This is a genomic window from Paenibacillus sp. E222 (genome assembly GCF_013401555.1).
Taxonomy (GTDB): Bacteria; Bacillota; Bacilli; order Paenibacillales; family Paenibacillaceae; genus Paenibacillus.
Genome location: NZ_CP058552.1, coordinates 1,923,743 through 1,944,418, shown reverse-complemented (window position 1 = coordinate 1,944,418; position 20,676 = coordinate 1,923,743). Strand labels below are relative to the sequence as shown.

Below are 20,676 nucleotides of genomic sequence, written 5' to 3'. Positions count from 1 at the left end.
ATCGTTGAACACAAAAAAAAGCCAAGCCAGATGGCTTAGCTTTTGATCTGAATTTAAAGGACAGCACGCATGCTCTCGTATCCGCAATATACAATGATGTGTGATTCATATTAGAGAGCAACGCTATTGTCCAATTCGATGTTATGCCCAGGTCGGTTGTACTTTGAACAGCGGTACTTCTTCCCCGACTTTTTCATTCGATGCTTTAACTGCATCCAGCTTAGGCTCTTCAACCGAAATACGATAAATATCGGCTCCAAGTCCGTTAAGCTTCTCAGCGAGATGTACGTAGCCACGGTCGATGTGATGAACACCGCCCACTTCTGTTGTACCTTCAGCAACAAGACCCGCAATAATAAGTGCGGCACCCGCACGCAAATCGGTAGCAGTTACTTTGGCACCCTTCAGCTTGGCATTGCCCGTGATGATGGACGAACGTCCTTCAACTTTGATCTCCGCATTCATCAATTGGAATTCATCCACATGCATGAAGCGATTTTCAAAAACAGTCTCTGTTACAACAGAAGTTCCTTCAGACGCAAGCAAAAGCGCCATCATTTGGGATTGCATATCTGTAGGGAAACCTGGGTATGGTAATGTTTTCACATCCACAGCCTTGAGGGGACGATCTGCAATGACACGAACGCCATTCTCGTCAGGATGAATGGTTACACCCATTTCTTCCAGCTTCGCAATAACAGAACCCAGGTGGTCTGAAATCGCACCTTCGATATACACATCACCACCGGAGATTGCAGCAGCAGCCATATAGGTACCTGCTTCAACCCGGTCAGGAATGACGGTATGCTTCACGCCAGACAGTTTCTCCACACCTTCGATGCGGATGACTCCTGTTCCAGCACCTCGTACTTTTGCACCCATTCCATTCAGGAAGTTGGCAAGATCCACAATCTCTGGTTCTTTAGCCGCGTTCTCCAGAACAGTTACACCCTCAGCCAATGTTGCAGCCATCATAATATTTTGAGTGGCACCTACGGAAGCCACATCCAGATAAATTTTCGCGCCACGCAACCGTCCTTGGCTGCGAGCTTCTATATAGCCTTGGCCCAAGCTGATCTCAGCGCCCATGGCTTCAAAACCTTTCAAATGCTGATCAATAGGCCGTGTACCGATGGCACATCCACCAGGAAGCGAAATTCTTGTATGACCCATACGCGTCAACAATGGCCCCATGACCAGAAAAGACGCCCGCATTTTACTTACCCATTCATACGGTGCCTCACAGGAAGTAAGTTTCTCCGCATTTACGGTAATCACTTCGTCCCGGTATGTAACACCCGCTCCCAGCGATTCCAACACCTTGTTAATCGTCATCACATCGTCTAGAGGAGGAGCGTCAATAATAACGCTTTGTCCTTCTTCCCCTAAGAGAGAGGCAGCGATGATCGGAAGAACAGAATTTTTAGCGCCGCTAACTTTGACACTTCCGGTCAACCTTTTGCCACCGCGGACGATAAATTTGCTCATCATGGTTCCCTCCGCGCTTTTATTCCCTTTTCTTCATTCCGGAATACATGAGCCCTTCTGTAATAGAAAAGACTGTTGCTGTGTGTGGAATTTCGACATAACCTGGCAAATAATGCCCTTGATGTCTATTCAGAAAAGAATTGGTTTATAATCCATATCGATGATACCACGTGTGTTGCATGATGCCCTCCGACTTGTAAATATAACGCCTTACAGGCCAGCAAACATCTGAACAGACAGATTGGGATGATTATTAGCCGGATTCAACCGGATATCCCGTTTATAACCACAAAATAAGTGAACAATTGTGAATTCCCTAACTTCCATCATAACATTGTTGAATTGTACGATACAAGCATTTTTACATAAAACATCTCAAATTCATCCAATTTGACGTCACACTTTTTTCTTAATTCCTTTGCCGACAACTCATACTCTAATTGTTAACACAATTAATCGATGTTATTCGACATTGAACTGCTTGAAGAACCTAACAGATGATTAACCAACCATCTCAACATTAAAACAAATGGCGCAACATTTGTGTCCATGACAAGTAGTCAATGACAAAGCCTGAAACAGCATGCCCAAGTATAATGGCCAACAGTAAATGTAACAGTCTTCCCTGTGCTCCTCGTGGCTGCCTGATAATTAAATCCAGCTTGAGATTCTGCAAAGCCCACCACGACAACGCTATACATAAAAGAGAGACGATAATCGAAACTAAGCCATTCGTACTTAATGTCTGGTTCAACTGATTCGTCAGGTCAGTATCCATATATTCATTACCTCCACATTTGTTGCAGCGATCAGCATAATTATGCCTGGCATCCATAACTTGTTAGAACAATGGAATGACTTGAACACAACGTACTGAGCCTACTGTCAGACTTACTCCTGCTATGCAGGAAATCTGGATGCCCAATCACGGAGCAGCAACAATCTGGCTGTGAATGACTATGGAATTCATCAACGCAGCTTCCTGCATCTGCTGACTCTATGGAATATAGGCTCTTTCATCATACATTGTCAATTACATTGATTTCCACTTTGATAATATTTTAAATTCAAAATGCCGGGATTTTGTGACTAAAACGACATAAAAGAGCGTTATTTCGATATCGATCTTGTCATTTCCTCGGAAATAATTTGGATTTACGTCGTTAAAAATGGTTCCAACAGTGATCATTATCGCCACGACTTTAGTCCTACATTCTATTCAACTGCCCATAAACGGTGAATACAATTAAACTTTATTTCCCGTTAAATCAAGAGCTTCAACCGAAGAAAATGAACATATATTCTACTGTAACTGGAAAAGAGAACGTTCTAAAAACTCAAAAAAGCCCGGCAGACTAAGCCGCCAGGCTCCAATGAACAGTTTATTTGCCGTATACGTTGATCCGGTTAACCGCTTTTTGCAGAGCAATCTCTGCCCGGCGGTGATCAAAATGGTCCTGATTGCTTTGGCTGCTGAGACGGCGTTCTGCCCGCTCTTTCGCTGCACGCGCACGGTCCACATCAATATTTTCCGGGAATTCGGCACTTTCTGCGAGGACAACAACCTTATCTTTACGGACTTCGATAAACCCGCCGCCAATAGCGACCTGCTTGTTCTGTTTTCCGTTTTTGATAATGATTGGTGCGATCTGCAATGGTGTGACCATAGGGATGTGACCTGGCATAATACCCAGTTCCCCTTCAACACCACGAACGATGATACTATCCACTTGCTCTGTAAATACCAAACGCTCAGGTGTTACAATTTCCAACAAAAAGGTGCTCAATTCCATCCCTCCTGAAACTATCCGATAGCTCGCTTCATAAGGACAATCCTGGATTCAGATTATACCAGTGTTTTGGCTTTCTCCACTGCCTCTTCAATTGTACCCACGAAGAGGAAAGCTGCTTCCGGAAGATCGTCATGCTTGCCTTCGAGAATTTCTTTAAAGCTGCGCACCGTTTCTTTAACCGGAACGTATTTACCCGGAATACCGTTAAATGCTTCAGCAACGTGGAATGGCTGGGACAAGAAACGTTGAATTTTACGAGCACGGTAAACGAGCGCTCTGTCTTCCTCACTCAGCTCGTCCATACCCAGAATCGCAATAATATCCTGCAATTCATTATAACGCGCCAAGATGCGTTTAACGCCTTGAGCTACGTTGTAATGCTCTTCGCCTACAACTTCAGGGGACAAGATCCGGGAGCTGGATGCCAACGGATCTACCGCAGGGTAGATACCCATCTCGGAAATTTTACGTTCCAGGTTCGTCGTTGCATCCAAGTGGGCAAACGTCGTTGCTGGAGCCGGGTCAGTATAGTCATCCGCAGGCACGTAGATGGCCTGGATGGATGTTACGGAACCTTTTTTAGTCGAAGTGATACGTTCTTGCAGTTGACCCATTTCCGTTGCCAGCGTTGGTTGGTAACCTACTGCGGAAGGCATACGTCCGAGCAAGGCAGATACTTCTGAACCTGCTTGGGTGAAACGGAAGATGTTATCGATAAAGAGCAACACGTCACGGCCTTCTTCATCACGGAAGTATTCCGCCATGGTCAGACCAGTGAGGGCTACACGAAGACGTGCACCTGGAGGCTCGTTCATTTGTCCGAACACCATTGCTGTTTTGTTGATAACGCCGGAATCACTCATCTCGTGATACAAGTCATTACCTTCACGTGTACGCTCACCAACACCCGCGAATACGGAGATACCACCGTGTTCTTGTGCGATGTTGTTGATCAATTCCTGAATCGTTACGGTTTTACCTACACCGGCACCACCGAAGAGACCGATTTTACCACCTTTGGCATAAGGAGCCAACAAGTCGATAACTTTGATTCCTGTCTCCAGCATTTCAGCCTGGGTAGTCAGTTCATCAAATGCAGGAGCCGAGCGGTGAATCGGATTTTTATGTGCAGCAGCTACAGTGCCGCCAGTATCAATGGCTTCGCCGAGTACGTTAAATACACGACCCAGTGTCGCTTCCCCAACAGGTACAGAGATTGGAGCTCCTGTATCTACGGCTTCCATACCACGAACGAGTCCGTCCGTGGAGGACATCGCGATACAACGTACCCGGTTGTCACCCAGATGTTTCGAAGCTTCGAGTGTCAGATTCACACTTACACCGCTTTCGCTTACTGTAGTGATCGTAATGGCATTGAGGATTTCCGGCAGACCGCCGCGATCAAACTCGACGTCAACAACCGGACCCATGATGCTCACAACGCGTCCTTTGTTCATCTTAACGTTCCCCTCCTACAAGCCTGCTACTTTTGCAAAAATAATGTACCGTTCGTTTATCTTTGCTCTGCAAGCCTTCATTAATAAAAAACGGTTAGCCTTGTGCTGCGTTGGCACCTGCCACAATTTCCGTAATCTCCTGCGTAATCGCCGCTTGACGGGCACGGTTATAGGTCAATGACAAGTCATTGATGAGTTTGGATGCATTTTTGGTTGCATTACCCATGGCCGTCATTTTCGCGCCCAGCTCACTCGCTTTACCGTTCAGAAGTGCACCATAGATCAGCGTTTCCGCATAACGCGGAAGCAAAACCTCCAGTACAGCTTCAGGAGACGGCTCATACTCGTAGCTTGCAGTCGGTCCTTCTGCAGCAGTTACCTCAGGTGTTTCCATCGGAAGAAGACGTTCTACCGTAGGAATCTGGGTCAACGCATTTACAAAGCGGTTATAACAGATGTACAATTCATCAAATTTACCCAATTCAAACCCTTGAACAGCTTCGTGTGCGATGGATTTGATATCTGCAAATGATGGCGAATCGGAAAGATCCGTTGTAGTGGATGTCATCGCCATTTCACGCCGTTTGAAATAATCGCGTCCCTTACGTCCAATGACGAACAATTCGTAGTCATTCTGAGAGTTGTGTTTTTCTTTGAGTGTCAGGTTAACCTGACGCAAAATATTCGCATTGTAACCACCCGCAAGACCGCGGTCCGATGTAATAACCAGATAAGCTGTCTTTTTGACCGGACGACTTTCCAGCATCGGATGCTGAACCCCTTGCGTGCTTTTTGCAATACTTGCCACAACTTCCTTCAGCTTCTCCGAATAAGGACGAGCTGCTTCCGCTTTTTCCTGCGCCTTACGCAGTTTTGCGGCAGCTACCATCTCCATTGCTTTGGTGATCTGCTTGGTGCTTTGTACGCTTTTAATTTGCCGCTTTATTTCGCGCATGCCTTTTGCCATGATTTCACCACCTTCAAGTTTTGACGTAGTCAAAACTACTTCGTAAGCCCAAACTTAAACTTTGGCAGAGCCAAAGTTACTTCGTAAGCATTCACTAGTTTTGACATAGTCAAAACTACTTCGTAAGCATACTGAAACTTTGATAGATCAAAGTTTTACATGCAGACATGCGGAATCGGTTAAACAACTCCGCAACTGCATATCATCTATTTAGACAGAGACAGCAAAGCTCTTTCTGAATTTCTCAATAGCATCTTTCAGAGCGGATTCATTGTCTGCAGTCAATTCTTTTGTATCACGGATAGACCCGAGAATTTCCGGATGGCTGCTCTCCATGAACGCGAGGAACTCACGCTCGAAACGAGTAACATCACCTGTAGGAATCTCATCCAGGAATCCTTTAACCGCTGTGTACAAGCTGACTACCTGTTGTTCTACAGGCAGAGGCTGGTTAACACCTTGCTTCAGGATTTCCATCATACGAGCACCACGATTCAGGCGGGCCTGAGTCGCTTTATCCAGATCGGAACCGAACTGGGAGAACGCTTGAAGCTCACGATATTGAGCGAGGTCGAGACGCAGGGAACCTGCAACCTTTTTCATCGCTTTGATCTGAGCAGAACCACCGACACGGGATACGGAGATACCTACGTTGATCGCCGGGCGTTGTCCAGCATTGAACAAGTCAGCTTCCAAGAAGATTTGTCCGTCCGTAATGGAGATTACGTTCGTCGGAATGTATGCAGATACGTCGGAAGCTTGTGTTTCAATGAACGGCAGTGCGGTTAAAGAACCACCACCAAGCTCATCATTCAGCTTCGCAGCACGCTCCAGCAAACGGGAGTGCAGGTAGAAGACGTCACCCGGATATGCCTCACGGCCCGGTGGACGGCGAAGCAGCAAGGAAAGCTCACGGTATGCTGCCGCTTGTTTGGTCAAGTCATCATAGATGACCAGTACGTGCTCACCTTTGTACATAAAGTACTCGCCCATCGAACAACCGGAATACGGTGCGATGTACAACAATGGTGATGGGTCAGAAGCTGCTGCAGTTACAACAATCGTGTACTCCATTGCGCCTTTACGACGGAGAGTTTCTACGACTTGTGCAACTGTAGATTGTTTTTGACCGATAGCAACATAGATACATTTCATGCCGCTGCCTTTTTGGTTCAGGATGGCATCGATCGCGATCGATGTTTTACCTGTTTGACGGTCACCGATGATCAACTCACGTTGTCCACGACCGATTGGAACCATCGCATCAATCGCTTTGATCCCTGTTTGCATCGGCTCATGAACCGATTTACGATCCATTACGCCTGGTGCTTTACCTTCAACCGGACGGAATTCTGTTGTAGCGATTGGCCCTTTGCCATCAACAGGAATACCGAGCGGATTTACAACGCGGCCAATCAATGCTTCGCCAACTGGCACTTGCATGATTTGACCGGTACGTTTTACTTGGTCGCCTTCACGGATGTCCGAGTAAGGTCCCAGGATAACGACACCGACGTTGCTCTCTTCCACGTTCATGGCGAGACCCATAACACCGCTTGGGAATTCAACCAACTCGTTGGACATGACGTTCTCAAGTCCGTAGACACGAGCGATACCGTCACCAACCTCAATAACCGTCCCGACTTCGACTACATCGATATCGTTCTTGTATTGTTCGATCTGGCTCTTAATTAATGTACTGATTTCTTCTGGTTTGATACTCAAGTGTCCTCACCCCAATCTACTGTACTCGTCTGTTAAAAGACTGCTCAAGACGTTCGAGCTTGCCAGCCAAGCTGCCGTCATAGATCGTATCGCCAATGGCAACTTTCAATCCGCCCAGCAAAGTCGGATCGACAATGTTCTCGATACGGATCTTTTTATTCACACGGCCACCGAATTCACGGGCTACCGCTTCTTGTTCTTCATCATTCAAGGCATAAGTCGAGTACACGCGCGCATCGGCTATGCCGAGCGATTCGCCCTCGATCTTCACATAATCATTCAGCAGATCTTCCAGCAGTTCAACACGTCCACGCTCAATCAAAAGCAAAACGGTTTTCAGAACAGGTTCAGACACCTTGCCGTCAAGACTTGTGCGAAGTACGTTCTGTTTTGCTTCTTCAGAGATGTTGGGTGACTCGATAAATTTACCGATTTCCGCATCACCTGTGATGGCAATTACTACAGTACGCAGCTCTTGTTCGACTTCAAGCACCTGATTCTGTCCGAGAGCAACTTCAAACAATGCTTTCGCATAACGCTTAGCAACAATCGTATCGCGGCTCATTGTCGGCCTCCTACCTCATTGAGGTATTGGTTCACAAGCTCCTCTTGTGCAGGACCGTTCTCAACTTCTTTTTTGATCAGCTTGGAAGCGATTTGAACGGAAGCTGTACCCAGTTCGCTGCGAAGCGCTGCAACCGCTTTGTTCTTCTCGCTCTCAATCTCACGCACAGCATCGTCTTTCAGGCGATTCGCTTCTGCTTTTGCATCCGCCAGAATCGTTTCAGCCTGTTTGCCGCCTGTTTGTTTGGATTGTTCAATGATGTCATAAGCATCTTTACGCGCTTTTTCAAGAGCCTGCTTCTGTTCCTCAACATAGGCAATAGCCTGATCCCGCGTTTGGGCAGCCTCATTCATTTGCGCCAATACGAGCTCACGACGTTTTTCCATAATGGAGAAAAGTGGACCAAATGCATAACGGCTAAGCAGCCAATATAAAATACCAAATGCTATAATCGCCAGAACTGTATTTTCCCATACGAAATTCAATCTGTTCACTCCTTCCTGAAGGTATCCTCAGGCCGCAACTCCGCGTTTACGGACGCTACCTAAAAAGAAGGCGCGGATGGCTGTGGCCTTCCCCGCCAAACCTGCACTGATTTTATTAAGCCGCTCCGTAGAAAATGAACGCGAGTACCACACCGATGATCGGCAATACCTCGATCAAACCTACACCGATAAACATTGTTGTTTGAAGAGTGGATTTTGCTTCCGGTTGACGGGCAATACCTTCCACCGTTTTGCTGATTACCAAACCGTTACCGATACCTGCGCCAAGTGCGCCCAATCCTGCAACAATTGCTGCTGCCAATAATGCCATTGCTCCCATTTGTATATCCTCCTTAGAATGTTCGTTCAAATTTTATAGTTCAGCCCTACAGGGTTAACCGTATTGGACTTGAATCTTAATGTTCCTCGTGCGATTCGACGGTTTGTGATATGTATACCATCATCAAAACCGTAAATACGAATGCCTGTATGGCACCGATGAAAATACTGAACCCCTGCCATGCCGTCAACAGCGGAATTGCTGCAATTGCGCCAATCCATTTGAATGCTGTAAGCTTCATAATCGTGGAGATCAGAACCTCACCTGCAAAGATGTTGGCGAACAAACGCATACCGTGTGTCAACAACTTGGATGCCGTCTCCACAATGTTGATTGGGAAGAACAGCCAGTGTGGTTGGAAATAATGCTTGAGATACGTTTTGGTGTTACGGAAAAGTCCCAATCCATGCGCGATAGCAAATGCGATCAACGCTAGACCCATGGTTACCGAAAGGTCAGCCGTAGGTGATTTCCACCAGGCAACTTCGATATGTGGATGAGCTTCAGGATCCTTCTCATGAGCTTCATGGAACGCTTCTTGGACCGAGACAATTGGCTTGCCAAAGATTTCAGCTTGGCTTGCATCAGTAGCCCCAGTTACTACGCCCAAAGGGAGACCCAACATGTTTCCCACAAAGATAAACATAATCATTGTGGTTGCCAAGGTAAGGAAATGCTGCCCCTTCTTCATATCCATCGTGCTCGAGATCAGGTTGCGTACAAACTCAATCGCCCACTCCAGGAAGTTTTGCATTTTGCCCGGATTCTCTACCGACAAGTTCCGCGTAGCCAGCTTTGCAACAATAAATACAATGGCGGATGTTACGATCAGCATCAGCAGAACAGACAAATCCAGATGGAACCCACCCAGGTTAATTATCGGAGATTCATGCATATTTTTCTCACCCCTTTCTCATTCGAAAGCTTGCAGCACCACTATGAGTCTGCTTTGCGGGACAACAATATCCCTATAAATAGTAAGGAAAATTGCGCTATGACCAAGCCAGCTACAACCGCATATAAATTGAAGTATTGCGGATACTGCATCGCCATGAAAATAGCGAGTACTGCGAGAGCTGCTCTAGTCAAAAATCCCAGGTTCACTCGCTTAAGGTTTCCTTCCGCTGCACCATCCAACATTCTCCTGACTTTGCGACCCAGATACGAAGCGTTGATCCAACTGATCACCGTTCCAAGGGCCAGTCCCAAAGCTATTGTTTCCACACGGGGCAGAAAGGCCGCTGCGAGAAAACAAATCATAAGAAAGTACATGATGAAAACAGTCATCCATCTGCGGTATCTGGTTAGTTCACTCATCACTTTCCCCCATGAATTTTTTCGCGATAAAGTAGATGCTTACGCCGCCTGCTGCCAAAAAAAAGAGAACGCTTACGGCGATCCATATTCCGCTACCCCCGATGGTCTTGTCCAACCAGGAGCCAACGTAATATCCGGCAACAGCGAGAATGGCAATCTCGATTCCAAAAGCTGTCACGAGCCCCATCGCTTTCCACACATTATCGTCATGGTTACGGGATGAATTTGGTTTGTTCGAATCGGCCATTTTCCACGCCACCCTTGCAATCCCAGTTAATTTTACTGAATGATGAGAGCCTTTGTCAATTGAATGATTTTAGCGTTTTAAAGGGGAAAACGACGGGAATACAGGCCATCAGAGCCCATAAACCCGCGTAAACCGTACAGTTTAACTGTATACTGTACCCTTTAATAATCCGTCAGAAAAAATGAATTATTTTTTGAATTTTCTGTGAAATGATTCCGGACGTTCACTATTCACACCAAAATGATGCAAAATCGCATTGACAATTCTTTCCGAAGCATGTCCATCACCATAAGGATTGGCAGCCTGACTCATGCTTGCATACAGTGTTTCGTCTGTAAGCAGAGCTTTGGTCCGCTCATATACACGTTCCTCTTCGGTACCCACCAGCTCCAGTGTTCCAGCCTCGATTCCCTCCGGACGCTCCGTAGTATCCCGAAGGACGAGAACAGGCACACCAAACGAAGGCGCTTCTTCCTGCAAACCGCCTGAATCTGTCAAAATCAAGTGAGTATGCGGGTAAAAGTTATGCAAATCCACCACGTCTAGTGGATCAATAAGTTGAATACGGGGGTGATTCCCCAAGATCGCGTGAGCCGGCTCCTTCACAGCAGGACTTAGATGCACCGGATACACGATGGCAATATCCTCAAACTCGTCGGCAATCCGTTTGACGGCCTGGAAAATGTTACGGTGAGGCTCGCCTTGGGATTCACGGCGGTGAGCTGTCATCAACACAAGACGCTTTCCCTGTGCCCAATCTAGTACTGGATGTGTGTAATCCTGCCGTACTGTATATTGAAACACATCTGTTACCGTGTTGCCTGTGACATACGTACTAGACTCCGATTTATTTTCTTTGGCAAGATTGGAAGACGACCAGTCCGTAGGCGCAAAATGCAAATCAGCAAGCACTCCGGTTAACTGACGGTTCATTTCTTCCGGGTATGGAGAGAGCTTGTTCCACGTACGAAGACCTGCTTCCACATGACCCACCTGAATCTGCTGCAGGAACGCAGCATAGCTGGCTACAAACGTTGTCAGCGTATCACCGTGAACCAGCACAATATCCGGCTTTGCTTCACGCAAAACCGGCTCCAGGCCTCCCAGCACACGAATCGTAATTTCATTCAACGTCTGACGATCTTTCATCACATCCAGATCGTAGTCTGGATGAATATTGAATACTTCAAGAACCTGATCCAGCATCTGACGATGCTGTGCAGTAACGCATACGATCGATTCAATAGATTCGGGATGTTTCTGCAGTTCCAAAATAAGCGGAGCCATCTTGATGGCTTCCGGGCGCACCCCGAATATTGTCATGACTTTAATTTTCTTGGACATTGAAGCAAAGCCCCTTTTCTATTCAGCATGCAATATGCTTATTTAGTGCCGTACAGACGGTCTCCTGCATCTCCCAGTCCGGGAACGATATAGCCGTGATCATCCAGACGATCGTCCAGTGCAGCAACGTAGATGTCTACATCCGGATGTGCATCCTGAACAGCTTTTACGCCTTCAGGAGCTGCAACAAGGTTCATCATTTTGATTTGCGTGCAACCGCGTTTTTTGAGCACGTCAATAGCAGCAATGGCAGAACCGCCAGTTGCCAGCATCGGGTCGATGACAATCAACTGACGCTCTGTAACGTCCGTAGGCAGCTTGGTGTAGTACTCAACCGGTTGCAGGGTTTCCGGGTCACGGAACAGACCTACATGTCCTACTTTTGCAGCTGGCAACAATTTCACAACACCATCCAGCATTCCAAGGCCCGCGCGCAAAATCGGAACCAGCCCAAGCATACGTCCGGAAATGACTTTTCCTTGTGTTTCAGCTACTGGTGTCTGTACATCAATAGTCTCCAGCTCAACATCTCTTGTAATCTCATAAGCCATCAGTGTAGCCACTTCATCCACCAATTCACGAAAATCTTTCGTATTCGTACGCATGTCGCGTATAAACGTCAGTTTGTGTTGAATCAAAGGGTGATCACATATTACTAATTTTCCCATCTAATTTGTCCCTCCGGTATGTTCTTCATGTTCAGCATTACCAAATATGCCTAATCACCATTCATAGGCCCGATAAATCCTGTATATTATATCATCACCTACACCGAATTACACCATCAAAGGGCACTTAATCATTACAGAAAACCAAATCCTATAAAAATAGGACCGGAAACATGAGTCATCCGGTCCTTTTTGCTCTCGCTGTTATGTCAGTTGAATGTTAAAAAATGTGTAAACACTATGAAGCTCCGCAAACCGAATGACCTTCTGATCGCTGTTATCCCCAGAATTCTTTTGATCCATTAATAAATGGTGGAATTCCGGTGATAAAGGCGAGCGCTACGCTTCTTCAGGTTCTTTCGGTTTGCTCCGTCTGTATGTTTACATTTAGAACATCTCAAATACAAACAGCACGAGCAAGTTTTTTTAGTATTTAAGATCTGTGTAGAGTGGGAATTTGTCGGTGAGCGCCGTTACTTCCGCACGGGCTTCATCCAATTTAGCTGCATCTTTAGGGTTTTTCAATGTTTTGGCAATGATCTTACCAATGGCTACCATTGCTTCTTCGTTCATACCACGGGAAGTAGCAGCAGGTGTACCGATCCGGATACCGCTCGTTACAAACGGGCTGGTTGGATCAAACGGGATTGCATTTTTGTTCACGGTAATGCCGATGGAATCAAGTACATGCTCGGCTTCCTTACCTGTGATATTCACGCTGCGTGTGTCGATCAGCATCAAGTGGTTGTCTGTACCGCCGGATACGATGTTCAATCCTTCAGCAATCAGCGTTTCAGCCAATACTTGTGCATTTTTCACCACGTTTTGTGCATACGTTTTGAACGAAGGTTGCAGTGCTTCACCTAATGCTACCGCTTTGGAAGCAATTACGTGCATCAGAGGTCCACCTTGGGAACCCGGGAATACCGCTTTATCAATGGCTGCTGCCCAAGCTTTGCGGCACAGAATCATACCACCACGAGGTCCACGCAGCGTTTTGTGAGTTGTTGTCGTTACGAAATGCGCATGTGGAACCGGGCTTGGATGCAAGCCTGCAGCTACCAGTCCTGCGATGTGAGCCATATCCACCATGAACAAAGCACCTACATCATTAGCGATGGAAGCAAGCTTTTCAAAATCAATGATACGCGGATATGCACTTGCACCTGCAACGATCATACGAGGGCGATGTTTGAATGCCGCTTTGCGCACTTCATCATAATCAATCAGGAATGTATCTTCTTGTACACCGTAAGCCACGAAATTGTACAGCAATCCGGAAGCGTTAACCGGGCTACCATGTGTGAGGTGTCCGCCATGCGCAAGGTTCATACCCAGAACGGTATCACCTGGTTTCAGAGCCGCAAGGTATACTGCCATGTTCGCTTGTGCACCGGAGTGAGGTTGAACATTCACATGTTCTGCTCCAAACAATTCTTTGGCACGATCACGGGCGATATCTTCAACGATATCAACATGCTCACAACCACCGTAGTAACGTTTGCCTGGATATCCTTCAGCGTACTTGTTGGTAAGTACAGATCCCATTGCCTCAATTACCGCTTCGCTTACGATGTTCTCGGACGCGATCAGCTCAATGTTGTTTTGTTGACGTTTCAGTTCAAGATTCATCGCTTCCAGTACTGCCGGGTCATTCTTGCGCAATTGTTCCATGATTAAATTCCTCCCAGTTATAAGTGAAGTTATAAAGCGAAATCATGTTTACACGAAAACGGAGAGTGCAACACCAATCTGGAGAAGCAGAGCGTTCGCCTTTATCACCGGATTTCCCCTTATATAAGAGATTCAAAAAAATCTGGGGATAACAGCGATCGTAAGATGGTGATGCAATCGAAGTCAGGAGTGTAACCAATCGTTTCGGTTTATACGTTAGTCACAAAATGTCGAATCTGGTTGCTCTTCCATACGATACACTGCACGCTCGCCGCCAATCAACTTCGGACGGGTCAGTGCTGTAGTTACTCGGGCATCACCGATGTAGCGGAGTGATGTTCGGAAGGGTACTGCCACATGCCGCAAGTGCATGCCAATCATCGTCTCCCCAATATCCAGTCCCGCATGGGCCTGCACATGTTCAGCCAGGCATGGATCGGTCAGCGAACGATACGCTGCGGATGCCATGGAACCGCCTGCTTTGGGCACGGGTACTGCACCAACCTCAGTCAATCCAAGACGTGTAAGCAATGAACGCTCCATAACCAGTGCCCGGTTCAGATGCTCACAGCATTGGAATACAACATCAAAACCGAACTCCTGCTGCACCTCGCGTATACCCGCAAGAAGCTGCTGCGCCACTTCAACCGCACCGCTTGTACCAATCCGTTTGCCCGCAACTTCACTTGTACTTGTACCGATCACCACGATCTGTCCAGGTCCAAGCTGTCCGGCAAGCGCCAGTTCACGCAGAATGGATGCGGTCTGTTCATGCAATCCGGGTTGTTCCGAATCTAACTCAATATTCATCCTATCGCCTCCCGATAAAATCATGCCCGGCTTCCTCTTGGCTGCCCTTGGTATTCTTACATGGCATTTCAGGTACTATTATAGCGAATAATCAGATGAAAGACGAAAAAAAGAGCAGTCTGCGGGTACCGCAGAATTGCTCTTTTGCCCAGGCGACCGGCCGTTTGTTCCGGTGCTCCATCGTGGTTATGCCCACTTCGTCGCCAGTTACACCGGATCCCTGTTTTCCCATTCATCATAAAACAACCTGCGTTTAAAATCAACGGGTAATTTACATCCCGTGTACGTTTTTATATGGAAAACCATCGGCAGCTGGGAATGATTAAGCAAATCCAATTAATCCAGCTTGTCCAAAAGTCTGTCGAGTGCAGTCCGAATCTCTGCCGCAGCGATGTTGTAATCATCACGACTGCCGCCAAACGGATCCGAAATATCAAAGCTCGGTATGCGTTGTCTGATCTCGATCGCCCGCTCACGTTCAGACGCCAAAATTTCCTGACCTAGCGCACGTTTCATTTCCATTGTCGCAAACAGGCTGTCCAGTTCCTGAAGATCATTCAGGACTTGTTCGTCATTTTCCACATACTCTTTCAAGGTATACGTCTTGTGTATAGAGTCAGGAAAAACCTGCATAACATGCTGTTTATGACTGCGTGTCAACGTAAGGATCAAATCGGCCCAACCGACCAGGTTAGAGCTCAAGAGCGTCGAATGAGGCGGTCCCTCAACGTTGTGATCCCTTAATACGGCCTCCGCATGACGGGAAATCGGCATGCCCGTAGTTGCGGCTACACCCGCGGAACGAACGTCCACCTGAATGCCCCGCTCAGACGCCAGTTTACGTAAAAGTCCCTCCGCCATGGGGCTGCGACATGTATTCCCTGTACATACAAACAAAATATGTTTCATTGTGGTTAGCCTCCCCATTTTGCAAATGTTGTCGAATCATGTTTGAAACTCCATCTGAACCAATGAAACTCATAACTATATATCGAAGACTGCACTAGGCTGTAATCATTATTAACGGTGTATTTTAAAATATAAACAAAAGTCCAAAAGCGAGCAAGATCGCTCCGCCGACCGCTTCCCCGTAATCCCCCATGTTTTGACTCACACGCCGTCCCAACAGCAGACCCATGACGGACATTACTCCACCACAGACACCGAAAGCCAGCACCGTTAACACCAAATCACTGCTGAACATGCCAAGCGAGACTCCAACGGAAAACGAATCCACACTGACACTCAGTGAGAACAGAATCACACCGAGCAGAGATCGATGATCCACCAGTTTGGTGTCTCCCTCCCGGAAAGCGTTCAAGATCATATGGGCGCCGAGCAGGACCAGCAGACCGCCAGCTGCATATGTCGTAATGTCACCAAGCAGGGAGCTGACGTATTTGCCCGTGTACATGCCGATGAGCGGCATGATGATGTGAAACAGGGCCGTTACGGTACTGATTCGCAATACGTCTCTCATCCGAATGCCCTTCATGCCAATCCCGATGCCGAGTGAGAACGCGTCGAGTCCGAGAGCGACGGCCATAATCAAAATGGTTACCAACTGCCCTACATGGGCAGACACATCCCACATCCCCATACCCCCAAGTCACGTAAAGGTTCTTGTACACCATATGCGGACAAGAACATAAACATGACCTGAGAAGGCGTTTTCCATAGCTGCATTCAAAGAATGATTGGCTAGTCGTGGCTAGAGGTCAGGTGCCAGAGGGAAATATTCATAGCGATATTATGGAAAAAGGGAGCTATCGGTCACCGACCTGAATGAGTCGGTGACCTGCCGCCTTGAGCAGCCGGTTCATGACGGCTGCTCCCAGCCCTTCGCGCGAGCAGGCTTCAGCCACAATATATGTGGCCCCCTGCTCATCGCAGCTGCGCAGCGCGGCGTACAGCCGGCGCGCTGCTTCCTCCAGCTCGCTGGCATCGCCCAGCGAGAACACGGCATCGGCGCGGTACTGCTCCGCGTGCTCGGCGAACGCCAGCACCGCGGTGCGCTCCCCGCGCTGCGCCGCCTCTGCGAGGGCGGCGCTGATCCAGGCCGCCACCGCTGCGGGCGGCCCCTCCACCACGCACAGCGCACCTGCGGGCGCGTAGTGCGTGTACTTCATGCCCGGCGAGCGCGGCGCCGGGCTGTCATCGCCACCGGGCCCCTCGGCGAGCAGCGCCGGGTCCGTGGCGACACGGGCGGCAACGGCGGACAGCTGTTCCGCCGTAATGCCGCCAGGGCGCAGGATGGTGACAGTACCGTCGTCACCGACCTGCACCACCGTGGACTCGACGCCCACCCCGGTGGGGCCGCCGTCCACGATGCCGCCGATGCGGCCTGCCAGATCCTCGCGCACATGTGCGGCGAGTGTCGGGCTTGGCCGCCCGGAGCGGTTGGCGCTCGGCGCGGCGACCGGGCATTCCGCCGCCGCGATCAACTGCAAGGCCACCGGATGATCCGGCATCCGCACGGCCACCGTGTCCAAACCGGCGGTAACCCGCGGGGATACCGCCCCTGGCCTAACCGGCAGCACAAGCGTAAGCGGCCCCGGCCAGAAGGCTGCCATCAGAGCCTCCGCTGTGCCATTCACATCTGTGACCAGCGAATCCAACTGGTCACGCTGTGCAATATGAACAATCAGCGGATTGTCTGAAGGCCGCCCCTTGGCTGCAAATACAGCTTCCACCGCAGCTGTACTGCGAGCATCTGCGCCCAGACCGTATACCGTCTCGGTTGGGAATGCCACGGTTTGTCCTTGACGAAGACAGGCTGCGGCATCCTGTAAGTAAACAAGAGCCTGTTTATACGCACTCCCTTTTGCCACATCATCCGTGTTCTCATTGGCTAGCAGTACATTGACATCCCACATGCTCGTAACCATTTCCTCTGTACGTTCATCGTTCTCCATGCCTTTCATGGAAGACTGATGCAATTGCTTGTTCTCTCTTGTCATATATCCATCATTCCTAAACTTCAGTAGGGTAGTTAATGCAAGACATCACACTTCCGCGATGCCTTATTCACTTATGTTTTCTGATTCCTATAATTATAACATATCTGCTCTGCCCAAGGATGCGGTCTGAATCTTCCCAGCGATTAACATCATGCGATCTTTGACTCGAGCCTATGATAAAACAAAAGGGCACTTCCCTGAATCGAAGTCCCCTGATAAAGCTTATATCCAGCAGCATGTTCATTCAGTTATGCAAACAATCCCGTTACCCAATCCCACAATTTGACCGCCATATCCCATAAGAAGAAACGCGCTTCCGGTGTAGCTGCCTGCACAGATGCTTGTGCGTCCCCAGGCTCTGCGGCAGCTGCTGATGCTGTTGCAGGCTTCGCCAGTGCATCCCCTGTTCCTGCATCTATGAAGCACAATGGTGGAAACAACACACACCACCAGTTTTGACCTTCACCTTTACCCAGTGTTATCCGTACTGCCTCATAATCTCCAGCAGGATATACGGTACCCCCATATAATTTGGTTGGAAACGGAACCACTCCGAGTTCAACCTGATACGAATAGGTTAAGCCACGATTGGCAAGCTCTTCTCCCACACGATCCTCAATTTCAGATAGATGCTGACGAATGACCCCACGCGCTTCTTCCAGACTTTGCGGATTCTCCAGTTCGGTTACCCACTCATTCATTTGGGCAACGACGGCGTCACGAATCTCGCGTTTGACCAACTGATCTCCCGCAGCATCCGAGTTTGCGAGAATACGTAAGCGAATGGATTGTTCTGGAATCGCTGTGGCCGCCACAGCTGCATCCGTTTTCTGACCTTCCCACATCATAATAATCATCATAAGACATACAATTATAAGTCCAATTTGTTTCACGACTCTTCTGCTCATTCCGTTCTCCCCCTCGGCTCCCGTGATCATGATCCCTGTAACTCTCTCATGTCTATCAGTATGCCCGGAAGGGGCGGAAGTAAACCTGCTAGATTACAAATCTACTAAAATTTTAATAGGCGGGTTAGACCTAAAACAAAAGACTGTTAGCTCGCTCATGAAACTGACGAAAATCAAAAAAGCGCCTGCCTATGGAACGCTTGTCGGCTGGCACTTCTTTGAACAATCTAAAATCTCTAACCTACCCTTGATGTTCCAATTAGCATGCTGTATGGATGCCCTTGCTTCTCTGTTACTTATTGACCCGAAAAGCTTCCCAGGCCCCGCCAACCGAATTGCGGCTCGCTACAAGCTTACCGCCATTATTCAGATCACAGGTTACATACAAGTTATTGGCAAGTGCCTGCAGCGCGATTGTTCCATCACCCAAATCCACACGATTGAACTTCTCCCATTGCTGAATGGTTGTCGCTTTTGCGATCAGGGCACCACCCACATTAACATCTGCTGTGACATATTTATTATTGATTTTGGACTTGAGGGACACCGTTCCATCGGAGTTCGTAATCCATTCAAAAAGCTCCCAGTCTCCTGCGGTCGTCCGATTGGCGACAAGCTGGTCATTGCCTTGATTTTCGGCAGAGACGATTTGCTGATTGGCTTGAGCAACCAGATAGTTGTACCCGCTTGGATTTGGAGGCTGCACCGTCCCACCACCCGTAACCTCTGAATATACGGCCTGAAGCAGCGCACCTGAGCGGTCATTGCTGTACTCCCAGAACATGATGCCACCCAGATTGCTATTTTTCACATATTGCACCTTCAAGCTGAGCGATTGCGGGTCATCATAGGAGATAAAGGTATTTCCATTAAACAGATAAGGAGCTTGGGCACTGCTGTCCCAGTACCGTGTATACCCGTTTTTATTCAAATATTGGCTGACAATAGTGTTGTAGTCGGGTTCAAAACCACCGGAAGCGGGCCTGTCCAGACCATTGTTCGAATTCTGAACACCCGTCCAGGCCCGGCCGTAAAAAGCTCCGCCAATGACCAGTTTATTCGCGGGAACACCGCTATTTCTGAACAGATTGACCGCGGACGTTACACTGATATCTCTTCCGGACAGATTCGTATGATGACCTGTGGTTGCATCCCAGGTTCCATGAAAATCGTAAGTCATCAGATTGATCCAATCGAGCAGAGGCGTGATATTATTGATCTCCACACCATTCAGATAACTGCTGCTCGCTCCTGCGGCAATGGTCAGCAGATATTGCTTGCCATTAATCTGCCCTTGAGCATTCAGCTTCTCACGAACCTTCGAGAGCAGTTGTGTGAAGTTTTGTTTATCCTGCGGTCGCGCAGTTGTTCCGGCCGCAGGGTTGGTCGGATATTCCCAATCCAGATCGACGCCATCCAGATTGTTGGAGGTTACCAGCTGCACAATACTGTCGGCAAAGGTTGTACGTGAGGCGTCCGTTAGCGCAGCGTCTGAAAAACCATTAGCTCCCCAACCGCCAACAGACAATAACACCTTCAGGTCAGGGTTTCTGGATTTCAATCCTACCATCAGTTGCAGTTTGGTACGATCTGAATTTGTGATTGTTGCTTTGCCGTTGGAGATGAGAGCGAAGGAGTAATTGATATGAGAGAGCTGTTCTGCCTTAATATCATTCGCGGTCCAGTTGGCCCAACCAGCCACATAAGCAATAATTTTCTTTGGAAGAGGAGCTGCGTCAGCTTGTTTCGCTGGTCCGATGGCAAATGTCGAAACGGTTAGTGCAAAAGATAAAAACAAGAGCATGAACACGTTGACGATCGACGGGGTCTTAACAACTCGATTTTTATTCATTTCAAACTCTCCTTTTGGGTTTAAAATTAATCATTCAGCGACCTGATCCTTCGCCCACATCCCACTTCGGCAGGAG

21 protein-coding genes and 1 riboswitch are annotated in these 20,676 nt (G+C 48.1%); all 21 genes read right to left on the bottom strand.

Annotated features, from left to right (window positions below; genetic code table 11):
- Nucleotides 1-141 precede the first annotated feature (141 nt).
- Nucleotides 142-1,488, bottom strand: coding sequence for a UDP-N-acetylglucosamine 1-carboxyvinyltransferase (murA, locus tag HW560_RS08555; protein WP_083678749.1), 1,347 nt, complete (start codon nucleotides 1,486-1,488; stop codon nucleotides 142-144).
- A gap of 520 nt (nucleotides 1,489-2,008) precedes the next feature.
- Nucleotides 2,009-2,266, bottom strand: coding sequence for a DUF1146 family protein (locus HW560_RS08550; protein ID WP_062321714.1), 258 nt, complete (start codon nucleotides 2,264-2,266; stop codon nucleotides 2,009-2,011).
- Nucleotides 2,267-2,870: 604 nt separating this feature from the next.
- Complete coding sequence (locus tag HW560_RS08545) at nucleotides 2,871-3,275, bottom strand: F0F1 ATP synthase subunit epsilon (RefSeq protein ID WP_090903517.1); 405 nt, start codon at nucleotides 3,273-3,275, stop codon at nucleotides 2,871-2,873.
- Nucleotides 3,276-3,334: 59 nt separating this feature from the next.
- The gene (atpD, locus tag HW560_RS08540; protein WP_024632716.1) at nucleotides 3,335-4,738 is read right to left on the bottom strand and encodes a F0F1 ATP synthase subunit beta; all 1,404 of its coding nucleotides are present in this window, start codon (nucleotides 4,736-4,738) and stop codon (nucleotides 3,335-3,337) included.
- 94 nt (nucleotides 4,739-4,832) lie between these two features.
- Nucleotides 4,833-5,705, bottom strand: a complete 873-nt coding sequence (gene atpG, locus HW560_RS08535) for an ATP synthase F1 subunit gamma (RefSeq protein WP_090903516.1) — start codon at nucleotides 5,703-5,705, stop codon at nucleotides 4,833-4,835.
- A 210-nt stretch (nucleotides 5,706-5,915) separates the two neighbouring features.
- Entirely contained in the window at nucleotides 5,916-7,430 is a 1,515-nt protein-coding gene (gene atpA, locus HW560_RS08530) for a F0F1 ATP synthase subunit alpha (protein ID WP_090903515.1), read from the bottom strand.
- 16 nt (nucleotides 7,431-7,446) lie between these two features.
- Nucleotides 7,447-7,995, bottom strand: a complete 549-nt coding sequence (locus HW560_RS08525; protein WP_090903514.1) for a F0F1 ATP synthase subunit delta — start codon at nucleotides 7,993-7,995, stop codon at nucleotides 7,447-7,449.
- Nucleotides 7,992-8,480 (bottom strand): F0F1 ATP synthase subunit B, encoded by a 489-nt coding sequence (atpF, locus tag HW560_RS08520; RefSeq protein ID WP_063568355.1) that lies wholly within the window; start codon nucleotides 8,478-8,480, stop codon nucleotides 7,992-7,994. The genes HW560_RS08525 and atpF overlap by 4 nt, the downstream gene beginning before the upstream one ends.
- Nucleotides 8,481-8,595: 115 nt before the next feature.
- Nucleotides 8,596-8,820, bottom strand: a complete 225-nt coding sequence (atpE, locus tag HW560_RS08515; protein WP_090903513.1) for a F0F1 ATP synthase subunit C — start codon at nucleotides 8,818-8,820, stop codon at nucleotides 8,596-8,598.
- A 76-nt stretch (nucleotides 8,821-8,896) separates the two neighbouring features.
- Complete coding sequence (gene atpB, locus HW560_RS08510; protein ID WP_090903512.1) at nucleotides 8,897-9,715, bottom strand: F0F1 ATP synthase subunit A; 819 nt, start codon at nucleotides 9,713-9,715, stop codon at nucleotides 8,897-8,899.
- Between the two features lie 41 nt (nucleotides 9,716-9,756).
- The gene (locus HW560_RS08505; RefSeq protein WP_090903511.1) at nucleotides 9,757-10,137 is read right to left on the bottom strand and encodes an ATP synthase subunit I; all 381 of its coding nucleotides are present in this window, start codon (nucleotides 10,135-10,137) and stop codon (nucleotides 9,757-9,759) included.
- Nucleotides 10,130-10,384, bottom strand: a complete 255-nt coding sequence (locus tag HW560_RS08500) for an AtpZ/AtpI family protein (protein WP_076287589.1) — start codon at nucleotides 10,382-10,384, stop codon at nucleotides 10,130-10,132. Before HW560_RS08500 ends, HW560_RS08505 begins: the two co-directional genes overlap by 8 nt.
- Before the next feature lie 186 nt (nucleotides 10,385-10,570).
- A complete protein-coding gene (wecB, locus tag HW560_RS08495; RefSeq protein ID WP_076287588.1) occupies nucleotides 10,571-11,728 on the bottom strand; it encodes a non-hydrolyzing UDP-N-acetylglucosamine 2-epimerase in 1,158 nt (385 codons plus the stop codon).
- Nucleotides 11,729-11,766: 38 nt separating this feature from the next.
- Entirely contained in the window at nucleotides 11,767-12,396 is a 630-nt protein-coding gene (gene upp, locus HW560_RS08490; RefSeq protein ID WP_053782842.1) for a uracil phosphoribosyltransferase, read from the bottom strand.
- A gap of 426 nt (nucleotides 12,397-12,822) precedes the next feature.
- Complete coding sequence (gene glyA / locus HW560_RS08485; protein ID WP_143067069.1) at nucleotides 12,823-14,070, bottom strand: serine hydroxymethyltransferase; 1,248 nt, start codon at nucleotides 14,068-14,070, stop codon at nucleotides 12,823-12,825.
- A 216-nt stretch (nucleotides 14,071-14,286) separates the two neighbouring features.
- Nucleotides 14,287-14,880: a TIGR01440 family protein gene (locus tag HW560_RS08480; protein ID WP_179262769.1), complete on the bottom strand. Its 594-nt coding sequence runs from the start codon at nucleotides 14,878-14,880 to the stop codon at nucleotides 14,287-14,289.
- Nucleotides 14,881-15,019: 139 nt separating this feature from the next.
- Nucleotides 15,020-15,101: riboswitch (ZMP/ZTP riboswitch) on the bottom strand.
- A 115-nt stretch (nucleotides 15,102-15,216) separates the two neighbouring features.
- Entirely contained in the window at nucleotides 15,217-15,789 is a 573-nt protein-coding gene (locus HW560_RS08470) for a low molecular weight protein arginine phosphatase (protein WP_090903508.1), read from the bottom strand.
- A 124-nt stretch (nucleotides 15,790-15,913) separates the two neighbouring features.
- Nucleotides 15,914-16,474: a manganese efflux pump MntP gene (locus HW560_RS08465; RefSeq protein ID WP_064641890.1), complete on the bottom strand. Its 561-nt coding sequence runs from the start codon at nucleotides 16,472-16,474 to the stop codon at nucleotides 15,914-15,916.
- 172 nt (nucleotides 16,475-16,646) lie between these two features.
- Nucleotides 16,647-17,756, bottom strand: coding sequence for an L-threonylcarbamoyladenylate synthase (locus HW560_RS08460; protein WP_373564993.1), 1,110 nt, complete (start codon nucleotides 17,754-17,756; stop codon nucleotides 16,647-16,649).
- Nucleotides 17,757-18,088: 332 nt separating this feature from the next.
- Nucleotides 18,089-18,748 carry a stage II sporulation protein R gene (gene spoIIR / locus HW560_RS08455; RefSeq protein ID WP_179262764.1) on the bottom strand — a complete coding sequence of 220 codons (660 nt, stop codon included), beginning with the start codon at nucleotides 18,746-18,748 and terminating at the stop codon, nucleotides 18,089-18,091.
- A gap of 292 nt (nucleotides 18,749-19,040) precedes the next feature.
- On the bottom strand, nucleotides 19,041-20,600 hold the full coding sequence (locus HW560_RS08450; protein WP_256222269.1) for a glycosyl hydrolase family 18 protein: 1,560 nt from the start codon (nucleotides 20,598-20,600) through the stop codon (nucleotides 19,041-19,043).
- Nucleotides 20,601-20,676 lie beyond the last annotated feature (76 nt).